Annotated in this window: 19 protein-coding genes; 7 read left to right on the top strand and 12 right to left on the bottom strand. The window is 34.5% G+C overall.

Features of this window, described 5'->3' with window-relative positions:
- Positions 1-4: 4 nt before the first annotated feature.
- Together H3U49_RS05885 and H3U49_RS05880 are read right to left on the bottom strand one after the other, a co-directional pair.
- Positions 5-325 (bottom strand): PTS galactitol transporter subunit IIB, encoded by a 321-nt coding sequence (locus H3U49_RS05885; protein WP_198180416.1) that lies wholly within the window; start codon positions 323-325, stop codon positions 5-7.
- Positions 322-780: a PTS sugar transporter subunit IIA gene (locus H3U49_RS05880; RefSeq protein ID WP_198180414.1), complete on the bottom strand. Its 459-nt coding sequence runs from the start codon at positions 778-780 to the stop codon at positions 322-324. Before H3U49_RS05880 ends, H3U49_RS05885 begins: the two co-directional genes overlap by 4 nt.
- 162 nt (positions 781-942) lie before the next feature.
- Here H3U49_RS05880 and H3U49_RS05875 point away from each other — a divergent pair, with 162 nt between their 5' ends.
- From H3U49_RS05875 to H3U49_RS05850, 6 genes are all read left to right on the top strand, one after another.
- Complete coding sequence (locus H3U49_RS05875; protein WP_232347636.1) at positions 943-1,686, top strand: DeoR/GlpR family DNA-binding transcription regulator; 744 nt, start codon at positions 943-945, stop codon at positions 1,684-1,686.
- A gap of 20 nt (positions 1,687-1,706) precedes the next feature.
- A complete protein-coding gene (locus H3U49_RS05870; protein ID WP_198180410.1) occupies positions 1,707-2,660 on the top strand; it encodes a 1-phosphofructokinase family hexose kinase in 954 nt (317 codons plus the stop codon).
- A gap of 412 nt (positions 2,661-3,072) precedes the next feature.
- Entirely contained in the window at positions 3,073-3,996 is a 924-nt protein-coding gene (locus tag H3U49_RS05865) for an ABC transporter substrate binding protein (protein ID WP_370466837.1), read from the top strand.
- Between the two features lie 474 nt (positions 3,997-4,470).
- Positions 4,471-5,439 (top strand): ABC transporter substrate-binding protein, encoded by a 969-nt coding sequence (locus H3U49_RS05860; protein WP_198180407.1) that lies wholly within the window; start codon positions 4,471-4,473, stop codon positions 5,437-5,439.
- Between the two features lie 33 nt (positions 5,440-5,472).
- Positions 5,473-6,387 carry an ABC transporter permease gene (locus H3U49_RS05855; protein WP_370567315.1) on the top strand — a complete coding sequence of 305 codons (915 nt, stop codon included), beginning with the start codon at positions 5,473-5,475 and terminating at the stop codon, positions 6,385-6,387.
- On the top strand, positions 6,365-7,168 hold the full coding sequence (locus tag H3U49_RS05850; RefSeq protein WP_198180403.1) for an ABC transporter ATP-binding protein: 804 nt from the start codon (positions 6,365-6,367) through the stop codon (positions 7,166-7,168). The genes H3U49_RS05855 and H3U49_RS05850 overlap by 23 nt, the downstream gene beginning before the upstream one ends.
- Before the next feature lie 92 nt (positions 7,169-7,260).
- Here H3U49_RS05850 and H3U49_RS09945 read toward each other — a convergent pair whose 3' ends face one another.
- From H3U49_RS09945 to H3U49_RS05840, 3 genes are read right to left on the bottom strand one after another with little or no spacing between them, the layout of a single operon-like run.
- Entirely contained in the window at positions 7,261-7,389 is a 129-nt protein-coding gene (locus H3U49_RS09945; protein ID WP_255528833.1) for a hypothetical protein, read from the bottom strand.
- A 7-nt stretch (positions 7,390-7,396) separates the two neighbouring features.
- Entirely contained in the window at positions 7,397-7,912 is a 516-nt protein-coding gene (rpiB, locus tag H3U49_RS05845) for a ribose 5-phosphate isomerase B (RefSeq protein ID WP_370567314.1), read from the bottom strand.
- Positions 7,913-7,929: 17 nt separating this feature from the next.
- Complete coding sequence (locus H3U49_RS05840; protein WP_198180399.1) at positions 7,930-8,586, bottom strand: ribulose-phosphate 3-epimerase; 657 nt, start codon at positions 8,584-8,586, stop codon at positions 7,930-7,932.
- 181 nt (positions 8,587-8,767) lie between these two features.
- Here H3U49_RS05840 and H3U49_RS05835 point away from each other — a divergent pair, with 181 nt between their 5' ends.
- Complete coding sequence (locus tag H3U49_RS05835) at positions 8,768-9,754, top strand: LacI family DNA-binding transcriptional regulator (protein ID WP_198180397.1); 987 nt, start codon at positions 8,768-8,770, stop codon at positions 9,752-9,754.
- 90 nt (positions 9,755-9,844) lie between these two features.
- On the opposite strand, the gene H3U49_RS05830 is transcribed toward H3U49_RS05835, so the two are convergent.
- The 7 genes from H3U49_RS05830 to H3U49_RS05800 form a co-directional block, all read right to left on the bottom strand.
- Positions 9,845-10,834, bottom strand: a complete 990-nt coding sequence (locus tag H3U49_RS05830) for a D-2-hydroxyacid dehydrogenase (RefSeq protein ID WP_338207173.1) — start codon at positions 10,832-10,834, stop codon at positions 9,845-9,847.
- A gap of 73 nt (positions 10,835-10,907) precedes the next feature.
- Positions 10,908-11,084, bottom strand: a complete 177-nt coding sequence (locus tag H3U49_RS05825) for a hypothetical protein (protein ID WP_198180395.1) — start codon at positions 11,082-11,084, stop codon at positions 10,908-10,910.
- A gap of 150 nt (positions 11,085-11,234) precedes the next feature.
- A complete protein-coding gene (locus H3U49_RS05820) occupies positions 11,235-13,082 on the bottom strand; it encodes a transcription antiterminator (RefSeq protein WP_232347635.1) in 1,848 nt (615 codons plus the stop codon).
- A 12-nt stretch (positions 13,083-13,094) separates the two neighbouring features.
- On the bottom strand, positions 13,095-13,637 hold the full coding sequence (hxlB, locus tag H3U49_RS05815; RefSeq protein WP_198180393.1) for a 6-phospho-3-hexuloisomerase: 543 nt from the start codon (positions 13,635-13,637) through the stop codon (positions 13,095-13,097).
- Positions 13,630-14,226, bottom strand: a complete 597-nt coding sequence (locus tag H3U49_RS05810; protein ID WP_198180391.1) for an SIS domain-containing protein — start codon at positions 14,224-14,226, stop codon at positions 13,630-13,632. Before H3U49_RS05810 ends, hxlB begins: the two co-directional genes overlap by 8 nt.
- Positions 14,219-14,743 (bottom strand): YjbQ family protein, encoded by a 525-nt coding sequence (locus tag H3U49_RS05805; RefSeq protein ID WP_198180389.1) that lies wholly within the window; start codon positions 14,741-14,743, stop codon positions 14,219-14,221. Before H3U49_RS05805 ends, H3U49_RS05810 begins: the two co-directional genes overlap by 8 nt.
- Positions 14,740-15,030 (bottom strand): PTS sugar transporter subunit IIB, encoded by a 291-nt coding sequence (locus tag H3U49_RS05800; RefSeq protein WP_034978874.1) that lies wholly within the window; start codon positions 15,028-15,030, stop codon positions 14,740-14,742. Before H3U49_RS05800 ends, H3U49_RS05805 begins: the two co-directional genes overlap by 4 nt.
- Between the last annotated feature and the right edge of the window lies 1 nt (position 15,031).

Genomic DNA, 15,031 nt, shown 5'->3' with positions numbered 1-15,031 from the left:
TGGATTATTCTGCCTGTTTGACAATATCCGCCACTTTTTGATTGGCTTCTTCCTGCCCCATTCCAGTTAACCAGGGCAAGCCCACCATTCCTACAACATTATTAGCATCAAGCACTTCCTGCAGTTCAGCATCAGCTTGTGCTATACCAACATAAACAATGACACTACTGTCATTTTCAATTGTTGTTTTGGCCTCACCAATCGGCTCAGGTGTTGCCTTTGCCAATTGATCTAAACCATTTTCTGCTAAATAATCATTAATTTTATTCGCTACTTGGGGACTGGTGGCAACACCCGTTCCACAACAAACCAAAATTGTTTTCATTTTATTACCTCTTTAAACTTATTTTTGACAATTTGAAGCATATCTATAGTGTTTTCTGTTTCCATGTAATGTTTAACAAAATCCTTATCTTGGAATGCAGATATTATTTGAGCTAACAGTTCAGGTTGTTTTGACCCGTTTTTAAGGCCTAAGAATAAGAAATCTTTAGCTTCCATGTCTGCATCATCTCCCATTTGTTTAAGTTTTAATGGTTTAATGGTACGACCAATATAAATAAATGGGTTTTCAACATATTGGGGATCAACATGTGGTAAGGCTAATGAAATCTGTGGAAATTTAAGTCCAGTTGGATATGAAAGCTCCCTCTTTTCCAAATTTGATATATATCCAATTCTGGCGAAATCAAGTTTAATTGCACGAGAACCAACTAAATCAAAAAGTTGTTCTTCTGTTTCAACTGAAATATTTAAATCAATTAATTTTTGATAAAACACTACAAGACCTCCTTTCACTTTGAATACGTTTTCAATATAATACTAAGTTTGAACAATGTCAACCTTAATTTAACAAAGATTAACAAACTTGAACTTTATATGTTATAAAATGTTTGATATACTACTAAAGTCATGATAAAATCGGTAAAAAGAAGTGATTATTTGAGTTTACAAGAAAAAAGGTTAACAGAGATAAACATTCTGTTACGTAAAACTGGTTTTATGACGACAGTAGACATTGCTAAAAATTTAAATGTTTCTTCTATGACTGTAAGACGTGACCTAAAGCGTCTAGAAGAGCAAGGAAAAATTACGAGAATTTATGGCGGCGCTCAGAGTAACTATCAAACCGAGTCAACAACAAATGAAAAATTACAAAAAAATATTTCCGAAAAAAAAGAGATTGCCAAATTATTAGCAAAGCAAATAACTAATAATTCAACAATTTTTTTAGGGGCTGGTACAACTTTATTGATGTCTGTTCCTTTATTACTTTCGAAAAATCTTACTTTTGTAACCAATAGTTTACCTGCATTTAACGAAATTAATAAAAGTAAATGTCGCTTATTTTTGACAGGTGGAGAACTGCATAGGAACACTGAAGAATTTTTAGGTGAAAAAGCTGAAAATATCTTTGAGGGCCTGAATTTTGACTATGCATTGTGTTCAACTAACGGAATCAGTGAGAATAGTGTAACTACTAGTACAATACCTGAAGGAAATATTCAAAACATAGCAATTGCTCATGCAAAAAAGTCTTTCATAGTGGCGGATCATACCAAACTGAATCATTCTGATATCATCACGTTTCGTGATCTCGATAAATTTGATCTTCTGGTGACGGATCCAAGAGTTTCTCCTGATGATGTTAAAAAATACTCAAAATATATCAAAATCATTCATTAACTTATAGATTAGGAATAAAAATGGAAATTACAGTTACAGTCAATCCTTCAGTAGATCGTTTATACGAGTTAAAGAAACTCAAAGTAGGACAGTTAAATAGAGTTCAGTTGATCAAAAAAATGGTTGGCGGCAAAGGCATAAATGCTGCCAGAGTCTCTGCCAACCTTGGAGCCAAAACAGTAGCTACAGGATTTTTGGCTGGTTCAAATGGCAAATATATTTTAGAACAAGCTAAAAATGACCAGTATAAATGTAACTTTATTGAAACTAACGGTAATACAAGAAATTGTTACACTATAATTCAAAATAACGGGGAAAAAACAGAAATAAATGAATATGGAGACCATATTCCACTACAATATTTCAACCAGTTGCTAGAAACTATAGAACAATTAATTACTAAAAATAAAGTTGCGGCAATTTCTCTAAATGGTAGTCTCCCTCCTAGTGAGATTCATAATTTTTATCCCCAAATAATCGCCAAAATTCGTGATCTTAACCCAGACGTTAAAATTGTGCTGGATACTTCTGGCAATTCTCTAGCTGAAGTTTTAAACAGCGACAACTTACCAGATTTCATAAAGCCCAACGAAACTGAAGTTGCAGAATTATTAGCTTTTCCTGTTACTAAAGACTACAGCATACTTAAAAAAGAGATATTAACAAGCAAACTGATAAAAATCCCAAATATAATTGTTTCTTTAGGAGAAAAGGGAGCACTTTTTAAGCATGAACACGATTTTTATAGTATTAAATTAAAACCAGTAAAAGTAGTTAACACAGAAGGGTCAGGAGATTCACTTGTTGGTGGCCTTTTATATGCCTTAGGCAAAAACTATGATTTTGAAGAAGCCATTAAGTGGGCAATTGCATCTGGAACTGCTAACGCAATGGAAACCAAAACTGGTTTTGTTCAGCTCAGCAAAGTTCTCGAAGTTATCAAGACTATTAAAATTGAACGAATTACTGATTAACACACTTTTTACCTACTTTACCGAATTATCACTAACAATAAAATTAAATTAAGCCTTGACTTTAATTTCTTATTTTTTTATAATTCGATTATCGAAGTTGGAGGTAAGGATAATGATTGAGTTTAGTCAAAAAGAAAATCAACTGAATAATCGTTATTATCTTAGCTACTATAGATAAGAGTTTGGGTTCATCTAGGTGAATTCAAACTAAACACAAGTTTGAATTTATCTATGATGGCTAAGGCTCTTTTAGTTTGGTTAGCCACATAGCTTTCTAAGTGGCTGACCACATTCAATCGTTTTTGGCAATGAAAATTTTTGTGTACCCGCTTAGAAGTAAGTGGGTATTTTTTATGGAGGCAGAAAAATGCATTTTAAGAAATTGATCACAGGAATTAGTATTGTCGGATTAATGGCATTGGGAGGCTGCAGCAGCAAAAAAGCTGGCAAGGCGCCTGAGGTTAAACATGTTGGTGTCTTACAAGTAGTGCAGCACCCTTCTTTAGATAAGGCGTACAAAGGCTTTAAAAAGGGACTAAAAGAAAGTGGTTTTGTTGAGGGTAAAAATCTTAAAATTGACTACCAGAATGCGCAAAACAATCAAGACAATCTGAAAAGTATGAGTGAAAAACTGGTTAATGAAAAATCAGATTTGATTTTGGGCATTGCCACTCCGGCTGCACAGAGCGTTGCTAATGCGACCCAAAAAATACCAACTGTTGTTACTGCTGTAACTGACTTGAAAGCGGCTAAGTTAGTTGATTCAGATGCTAAACCTGGCAGAAACATTACGGGAACAACAGATATGGTTTCAATTAAACGCCAGATCAAACTGCTCCTGTCAATTGTTCCGAAAGCTAAAACTATCGGTATCATGTACAACGCTGGTGAATCGAACTCTAAAATACAGGCCGATTTAGCTACAGCTGCACTGAAAAAAGCAGGAGTGAAAGTTTTAATTAAAACGGCAAATACGACTAACGATGTCCAGCAAGTAACTGAAACGCTTGCGTCTAAAGTTGACGGTATTTTCGTTCCTACCGATAATACTTTCGATTCAGCTGCTTCTGTAGTTGGAAAAGTAGTCAAAGAAAAGAAAGTTCCCCTGGTAGCAAGTTCCGTTGATCAAGTTAGAACAGGTGGTTTGGCCTCAATCGGAATTGATTACGAACTATTAGGAGAACAAACTGGCAAAATGGCTGCAAAAATCTTATCTGGAAAAGCTAAGCCAGCTAACATGCCGGTTGAAAGAGCACATGATATGAAATTAGTTGTTAATAAGAGCATGGCAAAAGCACTGGGAATTGATCCTAAATCAATCAAAGCACCTAAATAATTTTAAGTTGGTATAAAAAGGCCACTGAACAGTGAAATAAATAGCAAAAGCGAAAAGCTTTTCTGCTTATTTCAAACAGGTGACCTTTTTATTTAGCTTTTGCTTTAAGTGGTCATAAATATTATTATTTTTACAAGCTAAATTTATTATTTCTTGACTTTTTCTTCTTTGTTTTTTATAATCTTCTCATTAAGGTTGGAGGTAAAGTTTTATGAAATGTAATCTAATACGAGTCTCACAACTGAATAACCGTTATTACTTTAGCTATTTTAGATAAGGTTTGGGTTCATCTAGATGAATTCAAACCAGACTCAAGTTTTGAATTTATCTATGATGGCTAAAGTCCTTTAATTGCGGTTAGCCACATGGCTTCTAAGTGGCTAATCACAAATGATTATTACTAATAATTCTTGTATATCCACTTAGAAATAAGTGGATATTTTTTACGGTCAGCAGGATTACGGAGGAACGAAAATGCGAATCAAGAAAATTATTATGGGAATGGCTTTAACTAGTCTGTTGCTGCTTAGTGGCTGCAACAACAAGAAATCTGGAAGTACAGCAACTGTCAAACATGTGGGTATATTGCAAGTGGTGCAGCATCCCTCATTAGATGAGGCTAACAAAGGTTTCAAAGAAGGCTTAAAAGAAAATGGCTACGTTGAAGGCAAGAATCTAAAAATTGATTATCAAAATGCCCAAAATAGCCAAGACAATCTGAAAAGTATGAGTGAAAAACTAGTTAATGAAAAATCAGATTTAATTTTAGGAATTGCTACACCGGCAGCGCAAAGCGTAGCTAATGCAACCCAAGATATTCCTATTGTAGTAACTGCAGTGACTGATCTAAAAGCTGCTAAATTAGTAAATTCAGATGCAAAACCTGGCAGAAATGTCACCGGAACTACTGACATGGTTTCAATTGATAAACAAATAAAATTGTTATTATCAATAGTGCCTAAAGCTAAAACAATTGGCATCATGTACAATGCCGGTGAGGCCAATTCTAAAATTCAAGCGGATCTAGCTGTCAAAGCACTTAAAAAAGCCGGCGTTAAAGTTTTAATTAAGACAGCCAACACTACTAATGATGTCCAGCAAGTCACTGAAACTTTAGCTGGAAAAGTACAAGGAATTTACGTACCAACAGACAACACATTTGCTTCTGCTTCCTCAATTATTGGTAAAGTTGTTAAGGAAAAGAAAATCCCACTGGTAGCCGGTTCAACTGACCAGGTTAAAACTGGAGGCTTGGCTTCTATTGGAATAGATTATGAGGCGCTTGGTAAACAAACCGGTAAAATGGCTGCTAAGATTTTAGACGGTAAAGCTAAACCTAAAGATATGCCTGTTGAAAGGGCAACTGATTTGAAATTGGTGGTTAACAAGAAAATGGCAAAGGCACTTGGAATTGATCCTGCTTCAATTAAAGCACCTAAGTAAATTAAAGAAAGGCAGCGTGAATCAATAGTTATGTTGAATACATTTTGGGAGTTATTACTTTCATCTACTTCTCAAGGATTACTTTGGTCATTAATGGCAATCGGTGTTTACTTAACTTTTCGGATATTAGATCTAGCCGACATGACAGCTGAAGGCAGCTTTCCATTAGGGGGAGCCGTTGCAACGATGTGCATTATTAAGGGAATTAATCCTATTTTAGCAACTATTGCCGCATTTGTTGGTGGTTTGATTGCTGGCTTAGTTACTGGTATTTTGAACACCAAATTGCGTATTCCTTCCTTACTAGCAGGAATTATTACAATGACTGGCTTGTACTCCATTACTTCCAGAGTAATGCAAAACGCTGCTAATGTTTCATTACTGGGCAAAGATACAGTTTTTACAATTGCGCAAAATTGGGGATTAAGTCGGAACAATGCAGTAATTGCGATGGGATTGATAATTGCACTTTTGGTTATACTATTATTAGTCGTATTTTTCAAAACTGAAATTGGCCTAGCTATGAGAGCTACAGGCGACAATCCGCAAATGAGTGCCGCAAATGGTATCAAAACTCAAGGAATGAAAATTTTAGGCTATATGATTTCTAACGGCTGCATTGCCCTGTCAGGTGGACTTTTAGCACAAAATAACGGCTTTGCCGATCTTAACTCTGGTGTTGGTACTCTGGTTATTGGATTAGCTTCAATTATTATTGCAGAAGTACTTATCAGGAATCTGCCAATTGGCGGTCGTTTACTTACTTTAGTTGTAGGTGCCATCATTTATAGGCTGATTTTAGCCCTAGTGTTCCAGATGAATGTAGAACCATCTGATGCAAAATTAGCTTCAGCTTTAGTTTTAGTTGTGTGCTTAACTTTGCCGAATTTCCACTTACCACGCAATCTTAAAGGAGGAAAGCAAAATGCCAGAAGTACTAAAAATTAAAAATTTGCATCAAACTTTTGAACAAGGAACTGTCAATGAAAACCGTGTTTTACGTGGTATTGACCTTAATTTAGAAGCCGGGGATTTTGTGACTATCATTGGTAGTAATGGTGCCGGTAAGTCTACCCTGCTCAATAGTATTGCTGGTACACTGCCTATTCAAGAGGGTCAGATTATTTTAAAAGGCACCGATATTACAAAAATGCCTGTTACTAAAAGAGCAAAAAATATTAGTCGTGTATTTCAAGATCCTAAAATGGGAACAGCGGTCAGATTAACAGTTGAAGAAAATTTGGCTTTAGCCATGAAACGAGGCCAACGACGCGGTTTTCGTCCTGGCGTTAAAAAACAAGATAGAAAATTTTTCAAAAAGCAGTTAGCACAACTTAATTTAAATTTGGAAAATCGTCTGGAAACTGAAATTGGACTTCTTTCCGGTGGTCAAAGACAAGCCATTACTCTTTTAATGGCGACTTTGCAGAGACCAGACTTGATTTTACTGGATGAACATACTGCGGCTCTTGATCCGCAAACCTCGATAACAGTCATGCAATTAACTGAAAAGTTAATATCTGAACAGCATTTAACAGCTTTTATGGTTACCCATAACATGGAAGATGCAATTCGTTACGGTAATCGTTTAATCATGTTGCACCAAGGTCGCGTGGCAATTGACTTAGCCGGTGAAGATAAACAAAACTTGACGGTGCCTAAACTGATGGAATTATTCCAAAAGCATGTTGGTTCGGGGCTTGAAGATGACGCTATCTTGCTGGCATAAGAGTAAAATATTACTTTAAAAAACATTAAATGAGTCCCGAAAGTGATCTAACCTTTCGAGACTCATTTCTTATATTATTTTGAATTTTTTATTTACACTTGTACCTTCAAAGTGGCACTGCCATGAACATTTTTCCCTGCATTTAGTAGTTCAACACTTTGATAATCTTTAGTATTCATAACAATGACGACAGTAGAGCAATCATAACCTGCTTTTCTCACCTACCCCTTACAGTGATTGATCTTCAAATTTTTCTTTGCCATCAAATTCTTTGGAATTCTCCAATTCTACAAACTTTTGTTCATCATCACTTTCAATTGCTGCTAATTCTTCTACCCTTCTTTCATGACGACCGCCAATATATTTGGCTTCTAACCAATTTTTAACGATCATCTTGGCTAACTCTGGTCCAACTACGCGAGAGCCGAAAGCTAATACATTTGTATTGTTATGCATTCGCGAGAGCTTAGCTGAATAGCAGTCACTGCATACGCAGGCACGAATACCTTTTACTTTGTTGGCTGCTAAGGAAATGCCTACACCAGTGCCACAAATTACGATTCCCAGATCATAATCCCCATTAGCGACGGCTTTACCAACCTTTTGACCATAAATAGGGTAATCAGTTCGCTCATTACTCTTAGTCCCAAAATCATAAATTTCATAGCCCAAGCTTTTAACATATTCCATAATTGTAGGCTTCAGTTCTAAGCCGACATGATCTGATCCAAAAGCTATTTTTATTTTCTTTGCAACCATTTTTACTGATTTTCCTTTCTAATTTGAGCAATTGTTTCCTGATAAGAAACTGGCTTGTTAAATAGTGCCGAAGTTCCGAGAATAAAATTATCAACACCTTTTTGATACAGCCCCTTAATCTTTTCTCTCGAAACGGCTCCATCAATTCCTAAAACAAATTTATACTTTTCTTTAGCTGCAATAAACTGGTCCAGCTTTGGCATTACAAAATCTTGAAATGGCTGTCCTGCAAATCCCGGATGAACAGTCATTACTAAAACATAATCCACATTAGGTAAAAGCTCCTGAACTGTCATAAAAGATGTACCAGTATTTACTGCAATTCCAGCTTTTTTACCCAAAGCGTGAATATCATCAATTGTCCTCGCAGGTTGTTTTTCAGCATCTGGACAAAAATAAATAATGTCTGCTCCCAAATCACTAAAGAATTTAATGTAAGAACGAGGATTTTCAATCATCAAATGAGCATCCATAGGCTTTTTCGTCAAGGAACGGATTGTTTGATAATCTTCTGGTCCTAATGCAAAATTCGGAACATATCTACCATCCATTACATCCATGTGATACATATCGACTCCAGCGTTATTCAGCTTTTCAACTTCTTGTTTTAAATTACTAAAATCTGCGCACATCATTGACGGGCTTAGTATTAAAGACATTTTCTCCTCCTTCTTGAGTAATCGTTTACTCATACAACATACTGATATTATTGCACTTAAATTTTATTTTGTAAACGTTTTTCTAAATAATACACTATAAATAGAGCAATCGTTTAACTATAAAAAGAACTTAATTTTTTCTTTTAATGATATAATTAGGCAATAAATGAAGGAGTAAGTAATGAAGCAATATTCAATTAAAGACATTGCAAAATTATGTAATGTTTCAACTGCAACAGTTTCACGGGTAATTAATAATAATGGCAGGTTTTCTGAAAAAACCAGGCAAAAGGTTTTAGATGCTATTAAGCAAACCGGCTATAAAATCGATAACAATGCCCGTAGTTTGCGTACGAATATTACATTCACTATCGGAATCCTGGTTCCAGACATTAAAAATCCATTCTTTGCCGACTTGGTTCAAAAAATTGAAGAATTACTTTTTTTCGAAAACTATTCCACTATTATTTGTAATACTGATAAAAATGAAAAAAAAGAAAAAGCATACTTACGTATGCTTGAAAACAAAAAGGTTGATGGCATTATTGTAATATCTGGATCTTATCAACATGGCTTTAAATTTCAAAGTTCTCTAAAAGAAATTCCCTACATTTGTATTGATCGTGAACCAGAAAATTTTCATAATACAGTTTTTATTTCCTCTAATCACTATCAAGGCGCCCTGGATGCAACTAATTATTTGTTTCAAAAAGGAGCAGAATCTCCTGTGGTCGTAGTCAAAAAGGTTAGTAGCTCAGTTAAATCTAGAATTGACGGTTTTAAAGAAAGTTTGAAAAATCATTCTCTTAAATTCGTCAAGTCGCGCCATGAGCTTAAGTTGCAAAGTCAATCTTCATTCGCCAAATTTTTGCAAAAAAACCACAAAACTGACAGTTTATTTGCGGTCGATGACGGGATTGCAATAGAATTACTTAAATATCTTAAAAATCTTGGTTACCAAGTTCCACAACAAATTCAAGTTGTAGGTTTCGACGATGTGCCTGCTGCCAATCTGGTTACACCAAAATTAACGACTATCCAGCAAAATACCAGAAAAATTGCACAAACAGCTGTTACCAGCATGATGCATGCCATCAATAAACAAAATGAAAAAGGAAGTCAATTTCTAATTCCAACTAAATTAATAATTAGAGAAACCACAAAATAGCTAAGTAAAAACTTAGCTATTTTTGTTTAAAAGTGTTGTGCTATTTTATTGTTATAACGACATTTACGCCAAAATATTTTCACTATCTATTTACAAGTTAACTACGCTAGTCACTTCTCCTCCGGAAATAATTGTTTTAGCATCGTTCAAAGCAATTTCAATACTGTTTTTAACAGCTAATTTTGTGAAGAAAGCAATATGCGGAGTAATTAATACCTGTGGCATTGCTTTTAGTTCTTTATAATCTTCCGGCAGTGAATTCAGCATATTCTTTTTATCATAAAAATCTGTTTCATTGGCTAGAGTATCTAAAGCTGCAGCAGAAACTTGTCCATTTTTAAGAGCCGCAATTAAAGCTTGTGTGTCAACCAAGCCCCCACGAGCTACGTTAATCAAAATAGGCTTTTTCTTCATTTTATCAAAAGCAGTTTTGTCAATCATGTTTTCAGTACTTGCTAATAATGGCGTATGCAAAGAAATAATATCGGATTCAGCAAGAATCGTATCAAAGTCGGTATAAGTGAGGTAAGGTTCCAGAGATGCGTCATAAACCGGATCACAAGCCAAAACTTTAGCGCCCAATGCGCTGTATAGATGTGCACTGGCTCCACCAATATGACCGGCGCCAATTATACCGACAGTGCAATTAAAAATTTCAGTACTAATTGTACTTTTATCATAAGTAAAATCACCATGGTCCATTCTGTCTTGATAAATCCCAATTTTACGCAGTAAATACATTGCATCAGTTACACCGAGTTCGGCAATGGCCCTTGGTGAATACGCTGCAACATTTGTAATTTTAATACCATTCTTTTTTGCGGCTGCTAAATCTTGGTTATCAACTCCAACCTGCCGCACGGATAATTGCTTAATACCATATTCCTTAAATTTTTCGTAGACACTGGCTCCGACTGGAAGATTTCCTTCAGAACTCACTCCGTCAAAACCTTGTGCTAAATCAGCATTATCTGCAGACAAGTCATCGTGGACGATTTTTATTTCAACTTGATTTTTTTGTGCCCAGTTTTCAATAATGCTTTCTTCCATCTTAATTACACCATAACAAATAATTTTCACTTTTTATCTCTCCTATTCTTGCTTATAAAAAATTGGTAATCTTTGTTTTTAAGTTTGAAAAGTCGGATTAATTCTAATTCACGGTATCGCCAATACCACAAGCCGTAACTTTTTCATATTCAAGCCCATGAATGCAGGCTGGAGGCATATTGACACCACGTTGTCCTATTACTAACCCCGCAGCTGCTGCCAGCAAGTCACAAACTTTAGAAATTACGGGTACGCCACGCAAACCAGTAATTGTAACCATAGGTTCTCCCAACTTAATAAATTGATTAAAAAGCGTAGTATCTTAATTATAAAGGTTTAGTTATACAGTGCGAAAGTAAATTTTTAAAATTGCCAACAAAAAAATGTACTGCTATCCGAAATAACAATACATTTTTATATTACTGATTAATTATTCAACTTTTACAATTTCATTTACAAATTCATCATACGTTTTACTGGCAGTTAACTTAGAAACTTTATTATCATTAATGATAACCTCAGATAGTTCATCAAAAACTTTACGGAATTTCTTCTCATCCTTCTTGCTAGAAGCCAACGTAATAATTAAATAAACTAACTGATTTCCCCATTTTATTCCCTTAGGGTTAATATAAATAAACCACTGACTCTTCTCGGCATCATAATCAATAGGGTGCGGAATTGCAACTGATCCAAAAGCTGTACTAGAAAGCTTTTCTCTTTCTAAAATCTTTTTTTCAAAATCCTGACCAACAATTTTTTCTTTAATAAATTGCGTAGAAATACAGTGAATGATTTCTGAAGCACTCCGACTGCTACTTTCTCTGACAAAATTATTTTTAGATGTAAATTTTGCCAGACCACGTTTTAATTCTTGAGATAAATTTGCATCCTTAATCTGCTTAATTGCTTTTTGAATTTTATTAATGTCATTAGGTAACAGAAAACTAGAGATTTGCACAAAATTATGATTTTTTATAATTTGTTTTGAGTCTGCTACAATTACCAGTTGCGTTTCATCTAAAATATCGGATTCATCGGTAATAGTATTAAGTAAAGCCATATCGTTATTAAATTTTTGATCAATAATGTCTACAGTATCTTTAGCATTACCATGATATTCCGGCATAAACAACTGACCGATAACTTTATTTTCATTCCTGATCTGCTCGGTAACGATATTACCTACATGCAAAGCAATAAAAGCAATTTCTTCTTCACTAACTGAAATACCTAACACATTATTTATTTCATATGCTATTAAAGTAGCACATTCATATATTGTAGGTGAAGAGTTTTTTATATTTTTTGCCAAGGGATTATGAATTGTATCATTATTTTTAAAACGATCTATTAAACGTAATAAATGTGGCAAAAATCTTTTCTTAAATAATTCTTCGTCGAGATCTAAGTCATAGGTTTTTCTCACAAACAACACGATTCTCTTAAATAACTTATTAATTTGTGACTTTTCGGGTACTTCAATCTTATGATTCCCTATTAATAATTCCGACATATTTACCAGTTGCTTAACATCATATGCGGATAAGCAATAGTCAGTTTTATTATTAATCTCTTCTACAAGTCGATGTACTAAAACATTATCAATTTTATTAACATCCGGCTTTTCTATTGTTTCATCAGAACGATCAATCATAATTACCAGGTGTAATAAGAAATTGCTAAAATTAAAAGAATCTAATTTTGTCTTAGTTTCAGTAATACTTTGACTTAAAATTCTGCTGATTAAATGAACTTTAACATCAGGAAAATATTCTTGAATTGCTTTTTCATTTAGCAGCGTCCCGTTCAATTCATGATATATGATTGATGACAATATTTTCCTTTTATTTTCTTCTTTTCCTTCAACATGATAAAAATCACCAGAACGAACTAATTTCAGATCAAAATTGGAAAACTCATTGCTTAAATTTTTTAATTCTTTTCTTAGCTCCACATCATTAATATAAAGTTGACCAGACAAATCATAAATATTGATTGGTTCTTCCGCCATAATCAATTTTCGTATTAGCCACGAGCTTCTTTGATTGACGGTTATAGGTAAGCTGCTATTTTTTACCTGAGTTTCATTGGAACCTTTAAATTTATAGCCTTTTGGTCCACTTTCAATTTCAATATTGTTTTGACGTAGCTGAGCTATTCTATTTTTCACCGTTCTTTCCGAAATTGCCAGTTTCATTGCAAGAGTTTTCGCAGTGATCCAAGATTCATTATTTTGTCGTAAAAAATCTAATAAATCTCTGTTGCCACCCATCATTTATCTCCTCACCTATTCAAGATTAGAGTGTACTGAACGTAATTGACTTGCTGTAACCAAATTAGTATGAAGAGCTCTTAATACCAAGCTGTCAAACAATAGTAAAGAAGATTGTTCATACAAACTTCCCATAGGCTGAATTGAAGAGCCAGCTGTATCCTTGTCTTGGGCCTCAATTAATACAGTCACATCACTTTTTTGATTAAGCGGTGCCTTTTTATTAGCTGTAAAAACTATAATTTTTGCTTTTGCTTTTTTAGCACTTTCTTCTTGCGAAATTAGAGTTGATGATTTACCACTAGCAGAATTAAAAATTAATAAATCATCTTTGCCAATCGCCGGTGCTGTTATCTCAGTGACTAGATGTACTCTAAGGCCAAACTGCGTTAACCGATTTGCAAGAGCATTTATCATTAAGCCACTTCTGCCTTCACCCGAAAGAAAAATACTTTTGGCATTCAAAAACATTCTTAAAATTTGGTCAGCCTTTTTATTTGTGAGATCACAATTTATATTGCTAAGTTCACTAATAATTTGATCAAATTCGTCAATCATTTCTGACATCCTTTGCTAGTCGCTGTCCCACTTTACCAGAAGGATGATTTAATAAAAAGGCTTTTTTGGTAAAATTTTCATCTTTCATTAGTATTGTGGCTATAACATCAAATAGAGAAATTACAGCCAAAGTACTGGTGGTAGCCAGCATATTAAACTCATCGAGTTCTTTTTCAACTTTGACTTTTACAACCAAATCTGCATTTTTTGCCAAAATCGAATCAACATTTTCAGTTACAGTGACAATCTTTGCCTGTTTTTCTTTAACATTTTGGACAAAACTAGTTAATTCTTTAGTAGAACCACCTTTTGATATAAAGATGACAGTATCGCCTTTTTTCACTTGTCCTAAGCCACCATGAACAGCATCTGACGGATTAAGATAAAAAGCTGAGATACCTGCAACATTTAATGTGTGGGTTGCTTTGCGGGCTGCCATTGCTGAAGTACCACAACCAGTGAGAAAAACATTATTAGTATTTTTTTCTATGATTTTTAGTAAATGAGTAAAATCTTCTTCACTAATGCTTTGACCAAGCTTAATAATTTCTTCGCCTTCAGCTTGGAAAAGTGCCGAATAATTATTCATCTGTTTCACCTAGAATTGTGATTTCAATTTTTCTTTTTCTTGCTCTAGTTTGGTCAAAATCTGCAAAAAAGATCTGACCAACTGAACCTAAAAGTAGTTTATGCTGCTTAACTCCCAAGGTAACGCTTGACCCAAGTAAATCTGATCTCAAATGACCATCTGTATTTAACATCGTCCATTTAACTGCCGGATAATTAGGATCAGTCTTTTTCATTCCATAAGCAATATGCTTTGGACCAGGACTAAGATAAGGATAATTCTCTGACTGCTGACGAGGAATTATCTTGTCTAATACATTAGTTAGATCAACTTGCAGGAAATCATCATCATAGTAATTTTTGTCATGCATATACTCGTCAAAGTAGACAGAACATGTTGTATGCGTTGTTTGCACTAAGCAAATGCCATTAGCAATATTACTTTTGCTAACAGCGTCCTTTACTTGCTCCGTAATCATATGATAGGAAGGTCTGCCTTGAACTGTTTCTAGCTCTAATTCATCAAAATAGAAACTCATGATTCAATAGCTGCCTTTACTTTGTCCCATACTTGATCTGTACCAATGCCTGTCAAAAGAGCTACGCCATTAATTACCTTGTCTTTAATTTCATCAGGAACTATCGTAGTTGAAATAACAATATCATAATTACCATTTTGAATGTTCTCAACTTCTTGACTAACAGCAGATTGCTTAATTTCAACGTCATTTTCGAAGCCATTCTCTTTTAGCCAGTCATTAACTTTTGCGTGGACAATGGTTGAAGTAGCATGTCCAGCACCACACATAATTAACATTTTTTTCATG

This window comes from Lactobacillus sp. W8174, from assembly GCF_016100975.1.
Lineage (GTDB): Bacteria > Bacillota > Bacilli > Lactobacillales > Lactobacillaceae > Lactobacillus > Lactobacillus juensis.
Note: the sequence above shows the minus strand (reverse complement) of the source record. Positions and strands in the feature narration are given on the sequence as shown.